Origin of the sequence: Paracoccus mangrovi (assembly GCF_042648425.1) — a bacterium.
Classification (GTDB): domain Bacteria; phylum Pseudomonadota; class Alphaproteobacteria; order Rhodobacterales; family Rhodobacteraceae; genus Paracoccus; species Paracoccus mangrovi.
Map to the genome: position 1 here is coordinate 126,899 of NZ_JBHRXJ010000006.1, position 23,081 is coordinate 149,979.

Annotated in this window: 21 protein-coding genes; 14 read left to right on the forward strand and 7 right to left on the reverse strand. The window is 64.1% G+C overall.

All coding sequences use genetic code 11. From position 1 onward, the window contains the following. Positions 1-8: 8 nt before the first annotated feature. Positions 9-1,643, reverse strand: coding sequence for an MFS transporter (locus ACFOMH_RS10385; RefSeq protein WP_377744327.1), 1,635 nt, complete (start codon positions 1,641-1,643; stop codon positions 9-11). 251 nt (positions 1,644-1,894) lie between these two features. On the opposite strand from ACFOMH_RS10385, the gene ACFOMH_RS10390 reads away from it, so the two are divergent. The 3 genes from ACFOMH_RS10390 (at position 1,895) to ACFOMH_RS10400 (ending at position 5,387) form a co-directional block, all read left to right on the forward strand. Beyond that, a complete protein-coding gene (locus ACFOMH_RS10390; RefSeq protein WP_377744328.1) occupies positions 1,895-3,196 on the forward strand; it encodes a D-amino acid dehydrogenase in 1,302 nt (433 codons plus the stop codon). Between the two features lie 382 nt (positions 3,197-3,578). Continuing rightward, positions 3,579-4,319: a L,D-transpeptidase gene (locus tag ACFOMH_RS10395; protein WP_374423902.1), complete on the forward strand. Its 741-nt coding sequence runs from the start codon at positions 3,579-3,581 to the stop codon at positions 4,317-4,319. Between the two features lie 156 nt (positions 4,320-4,475). Beyond that, positions 4,476-5,387 carry a lytic transglycosylase domain-containing protein gene (locus tag ACFOMH_RS10400; RefSeq protein ID WP_374423904.1) on the forward strand — a complete coding sequence of 304 codons (912 nt, stop codon included), beginning with the start codon at positions 4,476-4,478 and terminating at the stop codon, positions 5,385-5,387. 58 nt (positions 5,388-5,445) lie between these two features. On the opposite strand, the gene ACFOMH_RS10405 is transcribed toward ACFOMH_RS10400, so the two are convergent. The 4 genes from ACFOMH_RS10405 to ACFOMH_RS10420 form a co-directional block, all read right to left on the reverse strand. Continuing rightward, complete coding sequence (locus ACFOMH_RS10405) at positions 5,446-6,918, reverse strand: ABC transporter substrate-binding protein (RefSeq protein WP_374423906.1); 1,473 nt, start codon at positions 6,916-6,918, stop codon at positions 5,446-5,448. A gap of 58 nt (positions 6,919-6,976) precedes the next feature. Next, entirely contained in the window at positions 6,977-7,669 is a 693-nt protein-coding gene (locus ACFOMH_RS10410; protein WP_374423907.1) for a CDP-alcohol phosphatidyltransferase family protein, read from the reverse strand. Between the two features lie 102 nt (positions 7,670-7,771). Beyond that, on the reverse strand, positions 7,772-8,647 hold the full coding sequence (serB, locus tag ACFOMH_RS10415; RefSeq protein ID WP_374423909.1) for a phosphoserine phosphatase SerB: 876 nt from the start codon (positions 8,645-8,647) through the stop codon (positions 7,772-7,774). Positions 8,648-8,744: 97 nt separating this feature from the next. Further along, positions 8,745-9,683, reverse strand: a complete 939-nt coding sequence (locus tag ACFOMH_RS10420; RefSeq protein WP_377744331.1) for a Hint domain-containing protein — start codon at positions 9,681-9,683, stop codon at positions 8,745-8,747. Between the two features lie 258 nt (positions 9,684-9,941). Between ACFOMH_RS10420 and ACFOMH_RS10425 the strand changes: the two genes are divergently transcribed. The 5 genes from ACFOMH_RS10425 to hspQ all read left to right on the forward strand — a co-directional run bounded on the left by ACFOMH_RS10425 (position 9,942) and on the right by hspQ (position 14,579). Beyond that, entirely contained in the window at positions 9,942-11,090 is a 1,149-nt protein-coding gene (locus ACFOMH_RS10425) for a phosphoserine transaminase (RefSeq protein ID WP_374423913.1), read from the forward strand. A gap of 110 nt (positions 11,091-11,200) precedes the next feature. Continuing rightward, the gene (gene serA, locus ACFOMH_RS10430) at positions 11,201-12,790 is read left to right on the forward strand and encodes a phosphoglycerate dehydrogenase (RefSeq protein ID WP_377744334.1); all 1,590 of its coding nucleotides are present in this window, start codon (positions 11,201-11,203) and stop codon (positions 12,788-12,790) included. A 52-nt stretch (positions 12,791-12,842) separates the two neighbouring features. Next, positions 12,843-13,586, forward strand: a complete 744-nt coding sequence (locus tag ACFOMH_RS10435; protein WP_374423917.1) for a metallophosphoesterase — start codon at positions 12,843-12,845, stop codon at positions 13,584-13,586. 72 nt (positions 13,587-13,658) lie between these two features. Beyond that, complete coding sequence (locus ACFOMH_RS10440; RefSeq protein WP_374423919.1) at positions 13,659-14,123, forward strand: CreA family protein; 465 nt, start codon at positions 13,659-13,661, stop codon at positions 14,121-14,123. Between the two features lie 123 nt (positions 14,124-14,246). After that, positions 14,247-14,579, forward strand: a complete 333-nt coding sequence (gene hspQ, locus ACFOMH_RS10445; protein ID WP_377744336.1) for a heat shock protein HspQ — start codon at positions 14,247-14,249, stop codon at positions 14,577-14,579. A gap of 22 nt (positions 14,580-14,601) precedes the next feature. On the opposite strand, the gene ACFOMH_RS10450 is transcribed toward hspQ, so the two are convergent. Continuing rightward, the gene (locus ACFOMH_RS10450) at positions 14,602-15,105 is read right to left on the reverse strand and encodes an ATP-binding protein (protein WP_374423923.1); all 504 of its coding nucleotides are present in this window, start codon (positions 15,103-15,105) and stop codon (positions 14,602-14,604) included. A gap of 65 nt (positions 15,106-15,170) precedes the next feature. Then, a complete protein-coding gene (locus tag ACFOMH_RS10455) occupies positions 15,171-15,521 on the reverse strand; it encodes an STAS domain-containing protein (protein ID WP_374423924.1) in 351 nt (116 codons plus the stop codon). 255 nt (positions 15,522-15,776) lie between these two features. On the opposite strand from ACFOMH_RS10455, the gene ACFOMH_RS10460 reads away from it, so the two are divergent. From ACFOMH_RS10460 to ACFOMH_RS10485, 6 genes are all read left to right on the forward strand, one after another. After that, positions 15,777-16,181 (forward strand): hypothetical protein, encoded by a 405-nt coding sequence (locus ACFOMH_RS10460; protein ID WP_374423926.1) that lies wholly within the window; start codon positions 15,777-15,779, stop codon positions 16,179-16,181. A 13-nt stretch (positions 16,182-16,194) separates the two neighbouring features. Continuing rightward, on the forward strand, positions 16,195-18,762 hold the full coding sequence (locus ACFOMH_RS10465; protein ID WP_377744340.1) for a M10 family metallopeptidase: 2,568 nt from the start codon (positions 16,195-16,197) through the stop codon (positions 18,760-18,762). Positions 18,763-19,003: 241 nt separating this feature from the next. Further along, positions 19,004-20,416: a circularly permuted type 2 ATP-grasp protein gene (locus tag ACFOMH_RS10470; RefSeq protein WP_377744342.1), complete on the forward strand. Its 1,413-nt coding sequence runs from the start codon at positions 19,004-19,006 to the stop codon at positions 20,414-20,416. A 15-nt stretch (positions 20,417-20,431) separates the two neighbouring features. Beyond that, complete coding sequence (locus tag ACFOMH_RS10475) at positions 20,432-21,391, forward strand: alpha-E domain-containing protein (RefSeq protein ID WP_377744344.1); 960 nt, start codon at positions 20,432-20,434, stop codon at positions 21,389-21,391. Positions 21,392-21,403: 12 nt separating this feature from the next. After that, the gene (locus tag ACFOMH_RS10480; RefSeq protein ID WP_374423933.1) at positions 21,404-22,213 is read left to right on the forward strand and encodes a transglutaminase family protein; all 810 of its coding nucleotides are present in this window, start codon (positions 21,404-21,406) and stop codon (positions 22,211-22,213) included. Positions 22,214-22,286: 73 nt separating this feature from the next. Then, positions 22,287-23,012, forward strand: a complete 726-nt coding sequence (locus ACFOMH_RS10485) for a proteasome-type protease (RefSeq protein WP_374423935.1) — start codon at positions 22,287-22,289, stop codon at positions 23,010-23,012. The last annotated feature ends 69 nt before the right edge of the window (positions 23,013-23,081 follow it).

Here is a 23,081-nt window from a genome sequence, read left to right on the forward strand (position 1 = left end):
GCCCGATCCTAGGGCAGTTCCAGCTTGCCAATCAGCGGCATGTCATCGGTTTCGGGCACGGTATGGCGTTCGATCATGCGGTGGACGGCGGGCGGGTGTTCGCCGCGATGCAGCGCCTGCAAGCCCTGATAGGTTTCGAAATCGGCCTTGGTCCGGCGCAGGTTGTGGCGCACATATTCGTCCCAGGTGGCGATGTGATAGCTTTCGCTCCAGCGTTCGGGGTTTTCCAGATCGCGCAGCAGGGCCCAGTTGCGGGCACCGTCGCGGCGGCGGACATTGCGCCGAAGCGCCATCAGCCGCAGGAATTCGGGCACGTCCTTTTGGTCGATGATATAGTCGACGGTCACCATGATCGGCCCCGAACGGCCGCGCAGATCCAGCCGCAGCGCCGGTTCGCGGAAGCGGTTCACCGGGTCCAGATCCAGCGTGCCGAATTCCGGGATGCGCAGCCAATGCCCCAGCACCGCGCCCAGGATCAGCGGCACCGCCGCCGCGACCATCGCCGTCTCGACCCCCTGGCTCGAGGCGACCGCCCCCCAGACCCAGCTGCCAAGCGCCATGCCGCCAAAAACCGCGGTCTGATAAAGCGCGAGCGCCCGCGCCACCACCCAGCGCGGCGTCGACAGCTGCACCGTGACATTGAACAGCGACAGCGCCAGCACCCATGCCGCGCCCGCGGGCAGCATCGCCAGCGCATGCGCCCAGATGCTTTCGGTCCAAGCCAGCGCCAGCGCCGCGCCCGCGAATGCCGCAAAGGCCAGCCGCACGATATTTTCATTGTCCAGCCGCTCGCGGATCAGCGGATTGAGCAGCGCGCCCCCGATGGCGCCCAGCCCGAAACAGCCCAGCAACAGGCCGAACAGCAAGGATCCCCCCTGGGGCTGGGCCTTGGCGACAAGCGGCAAAAGCGCCATGATCACGATGGCCGAAAAGCCGAACATCGCCCCGCGCAGCAGCACTCGCAACAGGTTCGGCGAAAGCGCGACATAGCGCAGCCCCGCCCCCACCGCCGCGACAAAGGGCTCGGGCGAGGTGGTGCGCGGCGGCGTCACCGGATGCCAGCGCGCCAGCGCCCCCAAAAGCGGGATATAGCTGATCGCGTTCACCGCAAAGGCGGTCGCCGCGCCAAAGATCGCGGTGATGATGCCGCCCGCCGCCGGGCCGACGCTGCGCATCAGGTTGAAGCCGACCGAATTCAGCGTCACCGCCGCCGCCAGATCCTCGCGCGGGACGAGGTCCTGCATGCTGGCCTGCCAGGGCGGGTTATAGATTGCCTGTCCGACCCCGATCAGAAATGTCAGCGACAGCAAAAGCAGGGGCGTCATCCATCCCTGCCATGTCAGCACCGCCAGCAGGACCGACACCGCCGCCATGAAAAGCTGTGCCCCCAAAAGCAGCGTGCGGCGGTCGAAAATATCCGCCAGCGCCCCCGAAAGCAGCGCAAACAACATGATGGGCAGCGTGTTCGACGCCTGTACCAGCGCGATCAGCGTGGCGGAATCGGTCAGCTGCGTCATCATCCATGCCGCGCCCACCGCCTGCACCAGCGACCCGAAATTCGATATCAGCGTGGCCGACCAGAGCAGGCGGAAATCGCTGTAGCGAAAGGGGGCAAAGGGGCTTTTGCGGGCGGGGCTGGGCATGGCGCGGGGGAACCTGGGCTGATGCGACCAGCCTAAGCACAGGTTTCGGGCGCTGCAATCGCTTCGCGGCCGATTCTGGTTATGGCGGGATCTGTCCCGGCATTTCCGCATGTTGCGACAAATTGTCCCGATTAACGGCTGATATGCGAAAGAATTGTGCGATGAAATGCCCGGGACGGGGCAAAATCGGGAGTTCATTTTTCGCGGCTTTGCTATCTTTGCCGGCAACTCGGTTCAAAGGGTGCGCGAACATGAAAGTCATCGTTTTGGGTGCTGGCGTTTTGGGCGTCACCTCGGCCTGGTATCTGGCGAAGGCCGGCCATGAGGTGACGGTCATCGACCGGCAGGAAGGCCCGGCGCTGGAAACCAGCTTTGCCAATGCCGGCGAAATCTCGCCCGGCTATTCCTCACCCTGGGCGGCGCCCGGCATTCCGGTGAAGGCACTGAAATGGATGTTCCAGCGTCATGCCCCGCTGGTCCTGCAACCGCGCCTTGACTGGCAGCGGCTGTCCTGGATGGCGCGGATGCTGGCCAATTGCACCAGCGCGGCCTATGCGATCAACAAAAGCCGCATGGTGCGTCTGGCCGAATACAGCCGCGACTGTCTGGGCGAGCTGCGCGCCGAGACCGGCATCGAATATGACCAGCGCATGCAGGGCACGCTGCAACTGTTTCGCAAGGCGGAACAGATGGACGCGGCCGGCAAGGATATCGAGGTGCTGCGCGCCGATGGCGTCCCCTTCGAGGTGCTGGACCGCGCCGGCTGCATCGCCGCCGAACCGGGGCTGGCGGGTGCCGCCGAGCGTATCGCCGGCGGTCTGCGCCTGCCGGGCGATGAGACCGGCGATTGCTTCAAGTTCACCAGCCGTCTGGCCGAGATGGCCGAGGCTGCCGGCGTCACCTTCCGCTGGGGTGTCTCGATCCGGCATCTGCGCGCCGAGGGCGGCCGCATCACTGCGGTCGACACCGATCAGGGGCTGTTCACCGCCGACCGCTATGTGCTGGCGCTGGGTCCGCATTCGCCGCAGCTGGTGCGCCATCTGGGGATCAAGCTGCCGATCTATCCGCTGAAAGGTTACTCGCTGACCATCGATATCGAGGACGAATCCCGCGCCCCGGTTTCGACCGTGATGGACGAAACCTACAAGGTCGCGATCACCCGTCTGGGCGACCGCATCCGCGTCGGCGGTCTGGCCGAGATCGCGGGCTATGACCTGACCCTGAACCCGCGCCGCCGCGCCACGCTGGCGAAATCGGTCGGCGAGCTGTTCGGCGGTTCGGGCGACCCGGACAAGGCGCTGTTCTGGACCGGGCTGCGGCCGATGACGCCGGACGGCACCCCGATTGTGGGCACGACGCCGGTCCCGAACCTGTTTTTGAACACCGGGCACGGCACGCTGGGCTGGACCATGTCGGCGGGCTCGGGGCGGCTGGTCGCGGATCTGATTTCGGGGCGCACGCCCGATATCGCGGCCGACGATCTGGGCTATGCGCGCTATCTGCACGGGGCCAAACGCCCGGCCGCGGGCCTGTTGCAGCCCGCCGGCGCCTGAGCAGGGCGGGGATCGCTGATCGGGGGCCAGTGGCGACGCCGGCCCCTTTTTCGTGCCGGGTCGCGCCAATTGTGGCCCGCAGGACACAGGTTGCGGCGGCTTTGTCACGGGCAAGGGAACGATTCCGGCGGCCGGGCCGTTTGGCCGCGTATATTGGCGCCCCGATGTCGGTGGCGGTCCCGAAGCGCGCGAAAGCCGATTGGCAACAGTCTGGCAACGATTCGTAAAGCGCGCCGGGCCGGCCCTTGACGCCGCAAGGGGGCAGACGGCTGATATAATCATGCGAATCATGCCTGCCCGCTGCTCGGGCCGGGCATGGATCAGGACAAAGCTGCCAGCGCCGCGCCCATGGATGGCGTGGTGCGTTACGAAGGGAAACACGATGCGTCTTGCACCGCTTATGCTGGCACTGGGCCTTGGCCTTGCGGCCTGCGCCCCCACGCCTCAGGCCCCCACCTCGCCCAACGCCGCGACCGGCGTCTATGGCGCGCGGACCGATTCCGGGCCCAATGGCGAGCCGATCGAAATCAACGCCGTGCGCCCGGCCTATCTGACCGAGGAAAACACCCGCCAGCGCGTGGCCTATAACGGCTCTGATGCGCCCGGCACCATCGTCGTCGATCCCTATGCGCGCTTTCTTTACCATGTGCTGGAAGGTGGCGAGGCCATGCGTTTCGGCATCGCCGTCGGCCAGGCCGGCAAGAATTTCCAGGGCACGGCCACCATCAACCGCAAGCAGGCCTGGCCCAGCTGGACCCCGACCGCGAATATGGTGCGCACCCAGCCCGAGCTTTACGGCCCGCTGAAGGGCGGTCTCAAGGGCGGCGTCGACAACCCGCTGGGGTCGCGGGCGCTCTATCTTTACAAGGGCGGGCGTGACACCATGTACCGCATCCACGGCACCATGGACCCGTCTTCGGTCGGCAAGGCCACCTCGGCCGGCTGTATCCGCCTGTTCAACCAAGACATCATGGATCTGTTTGACGAGATCCCGAACGGCACCCGGGTCAAGGTCCGCTCGCGCGCGGAAAGCCTGGCGCTGGAAGGGCAGATGATCGAACAGCCCAACGGCTATCTGGCCCGCGCCAGCAGCGTTCAGACGGCGGCCGCGCCCGCGCAATAAGCGCCCGCGCACATCCCGCCCCGATCCGATGCGACGCCCCGGCTGCAAGGCCGGGGCGTTTCGCGTCGGGCGGCGTCCTGCCGCACCGGGTGTCTAAACGGTTTTCAAGCCGGGGGCGGGCTGTTATCTGAAAGCCGATTCTGGGATTGGTGTGCGATGTTTCGTCTGGCGCTTGTGCTTGCTGCGGCTTTCGCCGCCTTTTCGGCCTCTGCCTATGAGGCGGTGGATGCGACGCATGGCGCGCCCGCGCCCAAGGCCTCGGACAAGTCGCGCTGTACGGCGGACGGGCTGCATTGCATCGCCATCGCCACCTATGTTCCCGATGTCTGTCAGGCCATCGAACGCGAGGCCGGGCGCAACGATCTGGATCCGCATTTCCTGGCCCGCCTGTTGTGGAAGGAAAGCCTGTTCGAGGCCAATGCCATCAGCCCGGTCGGCGCCATGGGGATCGCGCAGTTCATGCCCGGCACCGCCGAGATCGTCGGCCTGGACGATCCGTTCAACCCGGCCAAGGCGATCGAGGTTTCTGCCCGGTATCTGCGCAAGCTGACGGATGATTTCGGCAATGTCGGGATGGCGGCGGTGGCCTATAATGGCGGCGAGAACCGCGCCGCGCGCTATGTCGCAGAGGGCGGCAACCTGCCTTGGGAAACGCAGGATTACGTTCAGGCCATCACCGGGCTGACGGCGCGCGACTGGCGCGAGAACCCGCCCAAGACGCTGGATATCCGGCTGGACAAGGAGCGGCCCTTTCGCGCCGCCTGCATCGATCTTGCCGGAACCCGCAAGCTGCGCGAATTCCAGACGCTGGACCATCCCTGGCCCTGGGGCGTGATCGTGGCCACCCATCCCAGCCGTTCGGGCGTGACCGGTCAGGTGTCGCGGCTGAACCGGCAATTGCGCCCGATCCTTGGCGGCAAGCGGGTCAGTTATGTGCGGCGCAAGGTCTCGGGCGGGCCGAAAAAGCTTTATACGGCGCAGATCGGCTATTCCTCGAAAAGCGAGGCCTTTGCGTTCTGTACCCGGCTGCGCAGTGTCGGCGGCCGCTGTCTGGTGCTGAAAAACTGAACGCCGCGCGGGTGGCGGCGTTCCGTATGGATATTTGAATGAAGAAGAAAGGGCGGGCTCATTCCCGCCAATGCACCGCCGTGAGGTCGTTGGCGGGCATCGGGGCGTTTTCCCAAAGCCCTTCGATTTCGGCTTTGGCGACACCGGTCTTGGCCAGCTGGAACAGATAGGCGTTGACGTAATCGTCGGCGATGATCTGTTGCGCCTGTTTCAACAGCGCCGAGCGCGCGGCCGGGTCGGTGGTGGCGTCGAGTTGCGACATGGTCTCGCGGAAGGCGGGGTTCTTGTAGTTGAAGTAATAGGTGTCGCGCCCATAGATGCCGATATCCATCGGTTCCACATGGCTGATGATGGTCAGGTCGTAATCGGCATTCTTGTAGACCTGTTCCAGCCACTGCGCCCATTCCATATTGGTGATCTGGGTCTGGATGCCCACGGCGCGCAGTTCGGCCGCGACGATTTCGCCGCCGCGCCGTGCATAGGGGGTCGGGGGCAGGGCAAGCCGCAGGGTCAGGTTTTCGGCCCCCGCCTCGGCCAGAAGCTTTTTCGACAGCTCCGGGTCATGGGCGGATTGTGCGGTCAGATCGACATAGTCGGGGTGATGCGGGGCGAAATGCGTGCCGATGGGCGTGCCATAGCCGAACATCGCGCCGTCGATGATGTCCTGGCGGTTGATGGCATGGGCGATGGCCTCGCGGACCTTGACGTTGTCGAGCGGCGGGCGGGCATTGTTCATCGCAAGGATCGTTTCGCCCTCGGTCGTGCCGACGAGCACCTTGAAGCGCGGATCGGCCTGAATCTGGGCCAGGGTTTCGGGCGCGGGATAGATCGGGAAGGCGTCGATATCGCCGGCCATGATCGCGGCGAATGCCGCCGTCGGATCGCCGATAAAGCGGAAGGTCGCGGATTTCAGCGCGGGCTTTTCGCCCCAATAGCCGTCCCAGGCGGTCAGCGTGATATGGTCGCCCTGTTTCCATTCGCCGAATTTGAACGGTCCGGTGCCGATGGGATGGGTGGCGATGTTCTTGACGCTGGCCTCGTCCACCATCACCGCGTCGCCCCAGGCCATCTTGAACGGAAAGGCGCCGTCCGGGGATTTCAGCGTGACCTGCACGGTTTGCGGGTCGATCGCCGTGACGGTTTCGATGCCTTCGAAAAGGCCTTTCTGGGCGTTGGTGCTGTCGGGGGCGCGGGCACGGTCCAGCGAAAAGATCACGTCCTGCGCATCGAAGGTGGCGCCATCGTGGAAGGTGACGCCGGGGCGCAGGTGGAAGGTATAGCTTTTGCCGTTTTCGGCCACGTCCCAGCTGGCGGCGAGTCCGGGCTGCACGCTGCCGTCCGAGGCGATGCGGGTCAGCCCCTCGAAGAGGTTGGCATAGACGATTTCGTCGATGGCGGCCGCCGCGCCGCCCGTCGGATCGAGGTTTGGCGGTTCAAGCACCATCGCGAGCGTGATCGTGTCCGGCGCGGCCAGTGCCGGCGTGGCCAGAATTGCCACCGCGGCGGCGGTCTGCATGAATTTTGCGAACATCCTTGCCCCTTTTCGGCATCTGCAATCAGACGCAGCTTCCGGGCAAATCAGTCGGCGATCAAGTCCGCCGCTCGGTCAGTTGTTGGGCGAGCCCCGCGAACATCAGCCAGAGCGAGGTCAGAAGCAGGCCCCAGCGCGCAAAGCTGTCGGGGTGGAAATCGACCAGCACCGCCCAGATCGCAAAGCCGACCCAGGCCGCCGCCACCGGCAGCGAGATCCAGCGCCAGCGTTCGGTGCGGACCGGGTGGATGAACTTGATATTCGTGAACATGGTATAGGTCAGCGCGACCACCACGATCAGGATGATCCAGAAATTCGGCTTTAGCGCGAAAAGCACCAGCACGAGCATGTTCCAGCAGGCGGGAAAGCCCGCAAAGGAATTGTCCTTGGTTTTCATGCGGGTGTCGGCGAAATAGATCACGCTGCCATAGGTGATGGCGATGATCGCGATCCAGCCGGTCCAGCCCGGCAACAGGCCCGACATGAACAGCGCATAGGCCGGGATGAAGACATAGGTCAGATAATCGATGATCAGGTCCATCAGGACCCCGTCATAGGTCGGCCAGTTGCGCTTGACGTCATAGCGGCGCGCCAGCGGGCCGTCGATGCCGTCCACGATCAGCGCGATCACCAGCCAGAAGAACATGATCGACCATTGGCCATTGGCCGCGGCCAGCAGGGCCAGCATCGACAGGACTGCGCCAGTCGCGGTGAGCAGATGGACGGACAGGGCTTTCAGATGCGGCTTCATCCCCCGCTTCTGTCACCGAACGGTCATGATCGCAAGTTTGCAGGGCGCATTAATCGCCTTTCCGGGCAATGTGATGCGCGGATGCGCCGCAGTGCGGGCCGCTCAGCGCGTGAACTCTTCGGCGGCATAGCCTTGCAGATAGAGCAGCGCGGTCAGGTCGCCGTGATTGATTCGGATATCGACCTGGGCCGCGACCGAGGGTTTGGCATGCAGCGCGACCCCCGTCCCGGCCAGTTGCAGCATGCCCAGATCGTTGGCGCCGTCGCCCACCGCGATGACATCGGCCGGGGTCAGGCCGCGCGCGGCGGCGATCTGTTGCAGGGCCTCGACCTTGGCCTCGCGGCCGAGAACCGGCAATGAGACATGGCCGGTCAGGATGTCGTTGTCGGCCAACAGGGTATTGGCGCGGTGCTCGTCAAATCCCAGCGCGGTCGCGACCGGGCCGGTGAAGGCGGTGAACCCGCCCGAGACCAGCGCCGAATAGCCGCCCTGCGCATGCATGGTGGCGACCAGATCGCGCCCGCCGGCGGCCAGCGTGATGCGATTGTCCAGCACCTCGTCGATGGCGGTTTCGGGCAGGCCCGCCAACAGGCCGACCCGCGCCAGGAGCGCCTCGTGGAAATCCAGCTCTCCGTTCATGGCCCGGGCGGTGATGGCGGCGACGCGTTCGCCGACGCCGGCGACATCGGCCAGCTCGTCGATGCATTCCTGTTCGATCATGGTCGAATCCATATCGGCCAGCAGCACCGCCTTGCGCCGGCCAAGGGTCGGCTGGATGACGATGTCAAAGCCCTGCGTTTGCAGGATTTCCCAGATGGCCCAGAAATCGGCCGGCTGCGCGTCGAGCGGAAATTCGGCGGCAATGCCGGGGTTCAGCCAGATCACATGGCCGCCATTCCACTGAGCGCGCAGATCCTCGGCCAGCGCGGGGGTCAGATCGGCGCGTTTGGGGGCGGCAAGCATGGTGACGGTGAACATGGGACCTCCGGGCCAGATACGTTGCCGAAGGACTAGCGAATGCGCGATGCGGGTTCAATTGCGCAGCCGCCGGATCGGGGTGGGAAAAGCCCCCCGGTCAGGCGACCAGCGGCTTGTGATTGCGGATATGTCGCGCGGCCAGTTTGCGGGCATGCCGGCCCGAGGGGCAGGGGCGCGCCATGTCCGGCACAAAGCCAAGATCGCGCAGTTCGGGAAAAATCGTCAGGATCTCGTCCCGCGCCGCCGGACCCAGGGATTTCAGCGCCTCGGGGCCGGTATAGAGGGATTCCGTTTCGGCGCCGTTGGTGGTGATGACCTGATGCCGGTCGAACAGGATGTGGAAATATTCGGCGGTTTCGACATCCTCGGCAATGCTGATGCCGTCCAGCTCCAGCAATTGCTTTGCGGCGACGAGAACCTCGGTCGCGCCGAAAAGCCGTGCTGCGATGGCCGAGCGGATCAGGATGCGATGCTGGGGCGAAACCAGCAGGTCGCGGGCGGGTATGCCCGGCCCAAGCGCTGCGGCGCGGATGCGCACCGGGCGCAGATAGGGCATCGCGGCCAGCATATGCGGGCCAAGCTTGCGGGTGCCAATCCAGCGAATGACCTGTGGGCCGTTGTCGCGCGTCAGCACCGCATCGCCGACTTGCAGCGTTTCGACCGCTTGCGGCCCCGAGGGTGTGTCGATCATCGTGCCACGGGTCAGGCAGGGCACGCCCTCGATTTCGATATGGTTGCTGCGGATGCTGACCGTGCCGACCGCATCGCCGTTGCTGTCATAGACGATGCCCGACCAGTCCTTTGAGCCGGGCGCCTCGTCCCGGGTTTCGCTCATGCCGGTGACCTCGAATCGCCAGCCATCGGGCAGGTTGACCGTGGTTTCCTCGACCTCGCCATCGGCGCCCAGCGCATCGACGGTGATGGTGCCCCGGAAATTCGGGCCGATATTGACCGTGATGCGGTCATTCGTGCCGTTGCCGCCAAAGTTCCGGTGAAATGCACCAAAGCTGTTGGCATCCAGTGTGAAATCAGCCATCGGACTGTCCCCCCAGAATGTCAAATTTGACCGGTCTGAATAGCAGATGGCGGCTGATCGCCGCCGGGTTCGCGCGTGTAATTCTGGGATATGTGGACCCAGCCGGCCGATTTCCATGCCTGTTGGGTAATATTTTGTCATTTTTCTGTGCGTAACCTTGCCGAAAATTTCACTTGCGGGAATCTGCGGCCCGATATATCGCCATCAGCGGGACACGCCGCCCCAACGCGGCGCTATCTAGCTGGAAGGCTATACATAATGAGCATGACTGCTCCGGCTGCGCGCCCGGTCAATCCGCGCTTTTCCTCGGGCCCCTGTGCCAAGATCCCCAATTTTTCGCTGGATATGCTTGCCGACGCGCCGCTGGGCCGTTCGCATCGTGCGGCCATCGGCAAGTCGAAGCTGGCCGAGGCCATCGATCTGACCCGTGAGGTTCTGGACGTTCCCGCCGATTACCGGATCGGCATCGTTCCGGCATCCGATACCGGCGCCGTCGAGATGGCGCTGTGGTCGCTGCTTGGCCCGCGCAAGGTCGAGATGCTGGCCTGGGAAAGCTTTGGCGAAGGCTGGGTCACCGATGTCGTGAAGCAGCTCAAGCTGGATGCGGTGACGCGCAAGGCCGATTACGGCCGGATCGTCGATTTCGCCGAAGTCGATTTCGACAATGACGTGGTTTTCACCTGGAACGGCACCACCTCGGGCGTGCGGGTTCCCAATGGCGATGCGATCCCGGCAGGGCGCGCAGGTCTGACGATCTGTGACGCGACGAGCGCCGCATTCGCGATGGATCTGCCCTTCGACAAGCTGGATGTGGTGACCTTCAGCTGGCAGAAGGTGCTGGGCGGCGAGGGCGCGCATGGCGTTCTGATCCTGAGCCCCCGCGCGGTCGAGCGGTTGGAAAGCCATGTGCCCGCATGGCCGATGCCCAAGATTTTCCGCATGACCAAGGGCGGCAAGCTGATCGAGGGCATTTTCAAGGGCGAGACGATCAACACGCCCTCGATGCTCTGCGTCGAGGATTATCTGGTGGCGCTGAAATGGGCGCAGTCGCTGGGCGGGCGCAAGGCGCTGATCGCGCGGGCCGAGGCCAATTCCGGCGCAGTGCGCGATTTCATCGCCGGCAAGGACTGGATCGCCGATCTGGCCGAGGATCCGGCGACGGCCTCGACCACCTCGGTCTGTCTGAAATTCACCGATCCGCGCATCAAGGATGGGGCGGCTTTCGCCAAGGCCGTTGCCAAGCGGCTTGAGAAAGAGGGCGTCGCACTGGATGCCGGCGCATACCGCGATGCACCGCCCGGCCTGCGGATCTGGTGCGGCTCGACCGTCGAGGCCTCCGATGTCGCGGCGTTGATGCCGTGGATCGAATATGCGTTCGAGGCCGAGATCGCGGCGCAGGACGCCTGAAGTCGCTGCCGGACCGGGGCCTGCCCCGGGCCCCGGGATATTTTTTGCATGAAAGAATGACGTGACGCCGGTTTTCCGGTGCGCGCCCGCTTATCCAGAGGATGAAAAACATGCCCAAGGTTCTTGTTTCGGACAAGCTTTCGGAAACCGCCGTCCAGATTTTCCGCGATCGCGGGGTCGAGGTCGATTACCTGCCGGAGATCGGCAAGGACAAGGAAAAGCTGGCCGAGATCATCGGTCAGTATGACGGTCTGGCCATCCGTTCGGCCACCAAGGTGACGGCGAAGCTGTTGGAAAGCGCGACCAATCTTAAGGTGATCGGCCGCGCCGGGATCGGGGTCGACAATGTCGAGATCCCGGCCGCGTCCAAGAAGGGCGTGATCGTGATGAACACGCCCTTTGGCAACAGCGTCACCACCGCCGAACATGCCATCGCCCTGATGTTCGCGGTGGCGCGGCAATTGCCCGAGGCCAGCGTCTCGACCCATGCCGGGAAGTGGGAAAAGAACCGCTTCATGGGGGTCGAGGTCTTTAACAAGGTGTTGGGCATTATCGGTGCCGGCAATATCGGTTCGATCGTGATCGACCGGGCGCTGGGGCTGCGCATGAAGGTCTTGGCCTATGACCCCTTCCTGTCCGAGGAACGCGCGGTCGAGCTGGGCGTGAAAAAGGTCGAGCTGGACGAGCTGCTGGCCAAGGCCGATTTCATCACCCTGCATGTGCCGCTGACCGACAAGACCCGCAATATCCTGTCGCGCGAAAACCTGGCCAAGACCAAGAAGGGCGTGCGCATCGTCAATGCCGCGCGGGGCGGTCTGATCGACGAGGAGGCGCTGGCCGAGCTTTTGAAATCGGGCCATGTCGCGGGCGCGGCGCTGGATGTGTTCGCGGTCGAGCCCGCGACGGAAAGCCCGCTTTTCAACCTGCCCAACGTGGTGGTGACGCCGCATCTGGGCGCCTCGACCAACGAGGCGCAGGAGAATGTCGCGTTGCAGGTGGCCGAGCAGATGTCGGATTATCTGCTGACCGGCGCGGTCTCGAACGCGCTGAACATGCCCTCGGTCACGGCCGAAGAGGCCGCCGTCATGGGGCCGTGGATCAAGCTTGCGGGGCATCTGGGCGCGTTCATCGGCCAGATGACCGATGAGCCGATCAAGGCGATCAACGTGCTTTACGACGGCATCGCCTCGGAGATGAACCTCAAGGCGCTGAATGCGGCGGTGATCGCGGGCGTCATGAAGGCCACGAACCCCGACGTGAACATGGTTTCGGCCCCGGTGATGGCGGTCGAGCGCGGCGTTCAGGTGGCCACCACCACCCAGGCCAAGACCGGCGTTTTCGACGGCTATATCAAGGCGACCGTGGTGACCGACACGCGCGAGCGTTCGATCGCCGGGACGGTGTTCAGCGACGGCAAGCCGCGTTTCATCCAGATCCGGGGCATCAATGTCGATGCCGAGATCGGCGAGCATATGCTTTACACCCGCAACAAAGACGTGCCGGGCGTGATCGGCGCGCTGGGCATGACGCTGGGCGATCTGGGCGTCAACATCGCAAACTTTACCCTGGGCCGCACCGCCGCGGGCAATGACGCCATCGCCATTCTCTATCTGGACGAGGCGCTGCGTGCCGACGCGCTCGAGGCGCTGCGCGCGACGGGCAAGTTCTTGCAGGTCCGACCGCTGCATTTCGAGGTTTGAACCTTGCAGGCCCCCGGAGTAACGTCCGGGGGTTTCGCATTCAGGGGGTGCCATGCGGTTCTATGCCATCGGCGACATTCACGGCCAGCTTGAGCTGTTGAAATCCGCGCATGAACGGATTGCGCGGGACGATGCGGCCCATGGCGGCGCGGGCGAGGTCATCCATGTCGGTGACCTGCTGGATCGCGGCCCGGATTCGCGGGGTGTCGTCGATTATCTGATGCGCGGTCGGGATGCGGGGCGGCCCTGGACCGTGCTCAGGGGGAACCATGATCGGTTTTTGCCGCGATTCATTCGTCAGCCGGGTTGGATCGATGCGGGGCTGGGATCGGGCAAGCACTGGCTGGATCATCAGGCGCTGGGCGCGACCCAGACGCTGGCGTCATATGGGGTCGGAAATGACGGCGATCACCAGCGCAGCCATGCCGAGGCCCTGCGCGCGGTGCCCGAGGCGCATCTGCGCTGGCTGGAAAGCCTGCCTTTGTGGCGGTTGATGCCGCAGACGCTCTTCGTGCATGCGGGCATCCGCCCCGGGATCGACCTGTCGCAGCAGAGCGAGCAGGATCTTTTGTGGATCCGCACCGGCTTTCTGGATGACAGGACCGATCACGGCCCGCTGGTCGTGCATGGTCACACGGTCGTCGACGAGGTGACGCATTACGGCAACCGGCTGGCCATCGATTCCGGGGCGGCCTATGGCGGGCCGCTGAGCGTGGTGGTTTTCGACGAGGGCGGGCCGTATCTGTTGACCGATGCAGGTCGGGCAGAGATCCGCCGCGAGGGCGCGACGGCCTGAGCGCGCGGTCGGGCGATCTTGCCGGGCGGGTTCCGGTTTGCGATGATCGCGGCTGCAACTGGGCCGGAGGGCATGATGAGGAACTGGATCGCCGCGCTGATGCTGATGGCTGTGCCGGCAAGCGCGGATGTGGTCGGAAAGGTCGGCGTCGACTGGACCGGAAATGACATTCTGATCGAGGCGATCGCGGATCCCGCCGTGCAGGGCGTGACCTGTCATCTGGCCTATTTCGACCGCTCGGTGATCGACCGCCTCAGCCAGGGGAACTGGTTCGAGGATCCATCGAATTCGGCCATCGAATGCAGCCGCACCGGACCGATCCGCATTGGCGACATCCAGCGCGGCGCCAAGGGCGAGGATGTGTTCAGCGCGTCGCGTTCGCTGATCCTCAAATCGCTGCGCGTGAAGCGCATCTATGACGAGCAAAATCAGGTGCTGGTCTATCTGGCCCATTCCGATCAGCTGAGCGAAGGGTCGGCCAAGATGTCGATTTCGACCGTGGCGCTGTTGCCCGAAGAGGCGCTTCCGGCGAAGTGACGCGGGGGTCGCCGGGAGGGGCCGGCCCGGCGTCGCACATCGCAGGCAGGGGCCGCCACGGCGCGCAGAGGTGGACAGCGGCCGCGCGGGGCTGTAAGAGCCGCGCCAAACAGGAACGATGAGATGCGGAAAAGCTCCACCACCGCGAAGTACAATCTGGGCCAGGTCTTGTGCCACCGCGAACATACTTTTCGCGGGGTGGTTTTCGATGTCGATCCTGAATTCGCCAATACCGAGGAATGGTACGAATCCATCCCCGAGGAATCGCGCCCGTCCCGCGACCAGCCGTTCTATCATCTTTATGCGGAAACCGAGGCAACCTATTACGTTGCCTATGTTTCGGAACAGAATCTGGTTCCCGACGCCTCGGGCGAGCCGCTGGATCATCCCGAAGTGCCCGAAATGTTCGGCGAGTTTCAGGATGGCCGCTATCCGCTGCAATTCGGTCTGAACTAAGGGCCCCGCCCGGACCGGATCGCTATCCGGCGGACTGGTTTCTTTCCGCCCTGTTCTGGTCATAGGACAGCGATTCGCTGACCGGGACGATGAATGCCAGGAAATTCCGGCGGCCTTCGCGGAAATAGCTCAAAGATGCGGTAAGGTCCTGGATCAGGAACCAGCCGAACCCCCCCTCTGGCAGTTGCCCGAGATCGATCGCGCCATCTTCGGGCGGGAGATAGGGAAGGCCGGTGGTTTCCAGACAGCTCGCGGGCAGCGGCTGACCGTCATCGGTAATGGCACAGGCGATCCCGCCGGTATGACGCGCCACGCAGAGATGGATCAGCGGCGTATGCGTCCGGCCGCCCAGACGCAGGGCGTCGTGACGCGCGCCATGTTCGCAGATATTGTTCAGCACCTCGGCCAGCGCCAGCTCGACACGGGCGATCACGTCCTCGGCGGCGCTGCCGTCAAAGCGTTCGCGCAGAAAGGTCAGCGCCTCGCGCACGGTCATCGGGTCGGCGCGAAAGATCCGGTGCATCATCGGCCGGCGCCCCGGGGGCACCGGACGCAGCCTTCTGTCACCCGCGCGGGTCGCGGCAGGTGTGCTCATTTGTCCGCCGTCCGGGCGACGCGGTCATGCCCGTCCATCTGCGGCGGCCGGATCGTCAGCACCGTATCCATGCGCGTCAGCTGAAACACCCGTTCGACATTGGGCGTCAGCCCGGTCAGTTCCAGCTTGCGGCCCGGCGGCATGGCCTTGAAGATGGCGATGACGGCGCCAAGGCCCGAGCTGTCCATGAAATCGACGCCGCCAAGGTCCAGCGTCACCTGTGCCCCGCCATCCCCGATCAGGTGGCGGACCTGATCCTTGAAGGCCGTGGCAATGGCGGCGTCCAGGCGTTTTTCATCGACATGGATCGTCAACCGGTCGGGTTCGGGGATCAATGTCAGCTGCATTTGCGGTCCTGCATTCTGTTGGTCGTTTCGCCATTGCTAGCGCAGAAGCGTTACCAGATGGTAAGCGAAACGCAGTCCGTAACGGTGCTGAATACCAAGCATTCGACTTAAATTTCGCATCAGGTCGGCGCGTCGGCGTGGCCTGCGACATTGCGCGTATCTGACGAAAAGGTCAGGTTGCGTCCGGTTGAACGGATGTTCCGGGAAAGCTATGGTCCCCTGCAGATTTCATCACTTTGGCCGGAAAATATTCAGATGCGCCTGCTTGCCCTGCCTGTCCTGTTTCTTGCGGCATGCGGCGTGGACGGGGGCGGAAAGGCCACGGCGGGGACGGCGGTCGCGCTGATCTGTCCGCAATCGCCGGCGCCGGCCACCGCGCAGCTTTGTGGCGCGCTTGAAACGGCATTGCGTCAACGCGGATATGCGCTGGACCAGAGCGGCCAGACCGCGCCCCTGCGCCTGATCCTGGATGCCGAGAGCCCGCGCGCCACCGTGCTGAACGCCCGGCTGACGGTCGAGCGGGACGGAACCCGCACCCCCGGCGAGGATATGCAGCTTATGGTCGTGGATCGCGACACGATCCCGGACAGACAGATCGACGATTTTGCCAGGACCCTGTTGCTTCGGGCTGGATTGCCGGCCCCGACGCACAACCCGTAATGAGGAGCCTTTGATGACCCTTCGCCCAGAACCTCTTGCCTTTGATGCCGGCCCTGCCGGCGGTGACATCCCGGCCGTTCAGGCGGTGCGTGTGGAAAGCGGGGATGCGGCCGCATCGCGCGCAACCACCTATACCATGAACCCGGGCGACAGCTTCAATGGCGCGCTTGACGGGACCGGCGATGTCGACTGGGTGCGGGTCAATCTTCAGCCGGGGGTCTATCTCATCTCGCTGGACAGCCGGGGCGGGACGCCGCTGTCGGACCCGCTGTTGCGGGTGATGGATGCCTCGGGCAACCAGGTCTCGTTCAATGATGACGGCGGCAACGGCCTGAACTCGCTGGTGACGCTGAGCGTGACCACGGCCGGCACCTATTACCTTGTCGCGGACAGCTATAATTCGTCCGGCTCTGGCGGTTATGCCCTGTCGGTCGAAGAGAGCAATTCCCCCGACGACGTGCTGACCACCGCCGAGATCGCCGAACAGCTGACCGATGGTTTCTGGGACTATGCCGGCGGCGGCCGCCGGGCCTTTGATGTCAGCCAGGGCGGAACGCTGAACGTGGATCTGTCGGGGCTGACCGCCGAGGGGCGGGCGCTGGCCAATTCGGCGCTGTCGGTCTGGGAATCGGTGCTGGGCATCACCTTCAACCGCAATCCCGGCGCCAATGCCGGCATCGACATCCTCTTTGACGACAGTCAGGAGGGGGCCTATTCGACATCGCAGGTGGCGGGCGAAACCATCATCCAGTCATTCGTCAATGTCAGCACCGACTGGCTGACCTCTTATGGAACCGGCTACAACACCTATTCCTATCAGACCTATATCCACGAGATCGGCCACGCGCTGGGTCTGGGGCATGCCGGCAATTACAACGGCTCGGCCACCTATGGCATCGACAACACCTATGGCAATGACAGCTGGCAGGCCTCGGTGATGTCCTATTTCAACCAGACCGACAACACCATCGTCGATGCCAGCTATGCGCTGGTGATGGGGGCGATGCCGGCGGATATCCTGGCGATGCAGACGCTTTACGGCACGGGTGCGATCCGTACCGGCAGCAACACCTATGGCGAAACCACCAATGCCGGCGCCGGCTATAACATCATCGCCAACCTGCTGCGCAACGGCACGACCCGCGACGACATCGCCTTTACCATCTTTGATCAGGGCGGTTTCGACACGCTCGACCTGCGCACGGACACCACGGATCAGCGGATCTGGCTGACGCCGGGGCAGCCTTCGAATGCCTATGGGCTGATCGGTAATATCCAGATCGCCGAAGGCACGGTGATCGAACAGCTTTGGGGCGGGCGCGGCAACGATTTCCTGTCGGGCAACTGGGCCGGCAACCTGATCGCGGGGGGCGTCGGGCAGGATACGATCTATGGTCTGGGCGGCAATGACACGCTGAACGGTCAGGCAGGCGCGGATGTGCTGATCGGGGGCGCCGGCAACGACACCTATGTCATCGACGCCACCGACCGGATCACCGAGACCGCGAATGGCGGTTCGGACACGGTGCAGGTCGGCTTTTCCTATGTGCTGGGCGCGAATATCGAAAACATCGTGCTGACCGGCGGCACGGCGGTGACCGCGCGCGGCAATGGCGCGAACAACCTCCTGGCCGGCAACGGGCTGGGCAATGTGCTGGTCGCGCTTGACGGCAATGACACGCTGCGGGGCGCTGCGGGCGACGACACGCTGCACGGCGGAAACGGCAATGACACGCTGGCCGGGGATGGCGGGCGCGATGTGCTGCATGGCGGTGCGGGCAACGACTATTACATCGTCCGCGACGCGCTGGATACCATCGCCGAGACCGCGACCGGCGGCCTCGACATCGTGCAAAGCACCGTGTCGCTGCGGCTGGGCGCCTATATCGAGAACCTCTATCTGCAACTCAGCTCGGCGCTCGAGGGGTATGGCAACGGTTCCGACAACCGCCTGATCGGCAATGCCGGGGCCAACGTCCTGAACGGCATCGGCGGCAATGACACGCTGAACGGTCAGGCCGGCAATGACACGCTTTTGGGCAATGTCGGCAATGACTGGCTGGTCGGTGGCGGCGGCAATGACGTGCTGCGCGGCGGCACAGGCAACGACTATTACGTCTATGACGGTCAGGACCGCATCATCGAGGATGTCGGCGGCGGCGTCGATACGGTCTATACCGCGCTGTCGGTGGCGCTCATGGCGCGGGTCGAGAATCTGGTGATGAACGGCAGCGGTCCCCAGCATGGCTATGGCAATGGCTGGAACAACCGCATCGTCGGCAATCAGGCCGCGAACCTGCTTAGCGGCAATGGCGGCGATGACACGCTGGTCGGCGGCGGCGGCGAGGACGTGTTCCTGTTCAATGCCGGCAGCGACGTGATCGGCGATTTCCGCAATGACATCGACACCATCCGCATCGACGACCGCTATCTCGGCAGCACCCTGACCGTGGATGCGGTGCTTGCGCGGGCGGCCGTGTCGGGGGGCAATACCGTGATCGACTTTGGCAACGGGCACCGGCTGACGCTGAACGGCGTCACCGATATCGCCAGCCTTCAGGACGATCTGGTGATCATCTGACGGTCTGGCCGTCGGCCGGCCGGTCATGCATTCGGGGGTGCCGTGATTCTCGCGGCACCCTTTTTGCTGCGCGGGCGGGCGATCCGGGAAAGCGGCGTCCGGGCCATGTTCTGCACGTTTTTTAGGCACTTCCAAAGCCCTTCGCGGGGATGCGCGGCCTTGTTCCGGCCTCAATCGGCCTGATCGGTGGACAGCGCCGACCCAGATGCGAAGATCATGGGCAGAGCTGAGGGTGCCAGTGATGACAACTTATTATAACGAGATGCTGGATGGCGGCCGGGTCCGGGAACCCTATGCGCTGTTGTCCGATTGGGTTGAAACGATGCCGGACGAGATCCGGCAGATGAAACAGGCCGAGGCCGAGGCCCTGTTCCGGCGCATCGGCATCACCTTTGCCGTCTATGGCGAAGGGGGCGACCCGGACCGGCTGATCCCGTTCGACATGATGCCCCGGGTGTTTCTGCAAAGCGAATGGCGCAAGCTGGAACGCGGCATCAAACAGCGCGCGCGCGCGCTGAACGCGTTCCTGCGCGACGTCTATGGCCGCGGCGAAATCGTGCGCGCCGGCCGCATCCCGGCCCGGCTGGTCTATCAGAACGAGGCTTATGAAAAGGCCGTGGTCGGTTTCGTGCCGCCGCGCGGGGTCTATTCCCATATCGTCGGCATCGACATCGTGCGCACCGGCCGCGACGAATTCTATGTGCTCGAAGACAATTGCCGCACCCCTTCCGGCGTCAGCTATATGCTGGAAAACCGCGAAATCATGATGCGCATGTTCCCGGCCCTGTTCCGCAACAGCCGCATCGAGCCGGTGGACCAATATCCCGAACTGCTGCGCCGCACGCTGGCCTCGGTCGCGCCGGCGAAATGCGAGGGGACGCCGACGGTCGTCATCCTGACGCCCGGGCATTACAACAGTGCCTATTACGAGCACAGCTTTCTGGCCAACCTGATGGGGGTCGAGCTGGTCGAGGGCAGCGATCTGTTCGTCGACAAGGGCTTTGTCTATATGCGCACCACCCAGGGGCCCAAGCGCGTCGACGTCATCTATCGCCGCATCGACGATCCGTTCCTGGACCCCTTGTGTTTCCGCCGCGATTCCATGCTGGGCGTGCCGGGGCTGATGGATGTCTATCGCTCGGGCGGGGTCTCCATCTGTTCGGCGCCGGGCGCGGGCGTGGCCGATGACAAGGCGATCTATACCTTTGTGCCGGAAATGGTGCGTTTTTATCTGGGCGAAGAGCCGATCCTGAACAACGTCCAGACCTGGACCCTGTGGAAGGATGACGATTACCGCTATGTCATGGACAACCTTGCTGATCTGGTGGTCAAAGAGGTCCATGGTTCGGGCGGCTATGGCATGCTGGTCGGCCCGAAATCCACGCGCGAGGAAATCGAGACCTTTCGCCAGAAGATCGAGGCCGATCCCGGTAATTACATCGCCCAGCCGACGCTGGCCCTGTCCACTTGTCCGACATTCGTCGATGCGGGGATCGCGCCGCGCCATGTCGATCTGCGGCCCTATTGCCTTTGCGGCGACCGGATCGAGCTGGTGCCCGGGGGGCTGACCCGTGTGGCGCTGCGCGAGGGCAGCCTTGTCGTGAACTCGTCGCAGGGCGGGGGCGTCAAGGACACCTGGGTGCTGACGGAATAAGGAAAGGGGACAGACATGCTGAGCCGCACCGCCTCGAACCTGTTCTGGATGGGTCGCCACCTGGAACGCGCCGAAACCGCCGCCCGCCTTCTGGATGTGGGCGCGCGCATCACGCTTTTGCCCAATACCGAAGAGGGCTATCGCAACGAATGGGAATCGCTTTTGCGCGCCTCGGGGGCGAGCCTTGCGTTTTCCGAACGCTATGGCGACGCCATCAATCAGGACAATATCGAATCCTGGCTGTTCTTTGACCATGAAAACCCGTCCTCGGTCGCATCCTGCATCGAACAGGCGCGCGAGGGCGGGCGCATCGTGCGCACCGCGCTGACCAGTCAGGTCTGGGATGCGCTCAATTCCGCGTTTCAGGAATTGCGGGTGATCGAACGCAAGCGGCGCGGCCAGCTGGATACGGCCGAGCTGACCGATTTCACCACCCGCCACAGCTCGGCCGTGCGCGGCGCGATCAATGCCACGCAGCTGCGCAACGATGGCTGGCATTTCACCAATCTGGGCTATTCGCTGGAACGGGCCGATGCGACCGCGCGGCTTTTGGACGTGAAATATTTCGTGCTCTTGCCGCGGGTGGAATTCGTCGGCTCAGGGCTCGACAATTACCAATGGCAGGTGATCCTGCGGGCGCTGTCGGCGCACCGGGCCTTTCACTGGGCTTACGGCGGCGACATCACGGCGAGCAAGGTGGCCGATTTCCTGATCCTGAACGGGGAAAGTCCGCGCTCGCTTCTGACCTCGCTTTATGAGGCGGTCTGGCATCTGGACGGGCTGGCGCGGCGCTACGGCGCCGAGGTCCCGGGCAGCGCCAAGACCCATGCCCATGCCACGCTGGATGCGCTGGTCGCCCGCGACATCGAGGCGATCTTTGACGAGGGGCTGCATGAATTCCTGTCCTGGTTCATCAACGAGGTGGGCAGCATCTCGGATGCGGTGCATGACGATTACCTGAGCGGCCGGATGTAAGGGGGATATGCGATGCGGTTGAAGATCACCCATCAGACCAGCTACCGCTATGACCAGCCGGTGCAATCGCTGGTGCAAAGCCTGCGGCTGACGCCTTCGGTCTTTGAGGGGCAGCGGGTCGTCGACTGGACCATCTCGGTCAGCGGCGGCCAGCGCGGCGCGGCATTCCGCGACGGCGCCGGCGACTGGATCGAGGGCTGGACCGTGCGCGGCCCGGTCGAAGAGGTCACCGTTGCCATCGAAGGCCAGATCGAGACCCGCGACACCGCCGGTGTCCTGCGCGGCCATCGCGAAGGGGTCAATCCGCTGGTATATCTGCGGGCGACGGCGCTGACCAAACCCGATGCCGGGCTGCGGGAACTGGCGGCTTCGGTCACCGGGGACGATGCGCTTGATCTGGCGCATAAGCTGTCGGCGGCCGTCTCTGGGGCAATTGCCTATCTGCCCGGCGTGACCGAGGCCGGGACCACCGCCGCCGAGGCCCTGGCCCTGGGGCAGGGGGTCTGTCAGGACCATGCCCATGCCTTGATCGCCTGTGCGCATCTGCATGGGCTGCCGGCGCGCTATGTTTCGGGCTATCTGCATTCCAGCGCCGATGGCGAACCCCATGACGCAGCCCATGCATGGACGGAAATCCATGTCGGATCATTGGGTTGGGTCGGGTTCGACGCCGCCAATGCCTGTTGCCCCGATGCCCGCTATGTGCGGCTGGGATCGGGCTATGACGCGCAGGACGCGGCGCCGGTGCGCGGCCTGACGGTCGGTTCGGGCGCGGAAAGCATGGATGTCCGCCTGCAAGTCCAGGAGATGGAAGAGCAATAGAACCATATCGTCGTTGCGCGGCGCGGTGCGCGGCCCTATCTGTCGGCTCGGAAATCTGTGCTGCGGAACGATCATGACCTATTGCGTCGGCCTGAAACTGAATGCGGGCCTTGTGCTCTTGTCGGATACCCGGACCAATGCCGGTCTGGACAATATCTCGACCTATCGGAAGATGTTCTTCTTTGAGAACCCCGGCGAGCGGGTGATCGTGATCATGACCGCCGGCAGCCTGTCGGTGACGCAGACCACGCTGGCCCGCCTGAACGAGGCGATCGAACATCCCGACGCGGATGAACAGAATTCGATCATGCATGCCAGTTCAATGTTGCGTGTGGCGACGATCATCGGCGAAAATCTGAACAGGACCCGGCGAGATATCGCCGAACAATGTCGCGATCTGAACCAGCAAGCCAGCGCCAGCATGATCGTCGCGGGCCAGCGCAAGGGCGGCGATATGCGGCTGTTCCTGATCTATCCCGAAGGCAATTTCATCGAGGCGACCGATGACACGCCTTTCCTGCAAGTCGGTGAACATAAATACGGAAAACCGATTTTGGACCGTGTCGTGACCCCCGAAACCAGCCTTGCCGACGCCCAAAAGGCGGTGCTTCTGTCGATGGATTCGACGCTGCGATCGAACCTTTCGGTGGGCATGCCGCTGGATTTGGCGGTCATCGAACGCGATGACTTTCGCGTCAGCCAGCGCCGCCGCATTATGGACGGCGACCCGGCATTCATGGCAATGTCGGCGGCGTGGTCCACGGCGCTGCGCGACAGCTTCGTGAAGGTGACAATCTAGGAAAGCGGCATCGTATTTTGGGTGCCGCAAGGTGCGCCAAGGGACGCTTTTGCCCATGAAATTCGACTT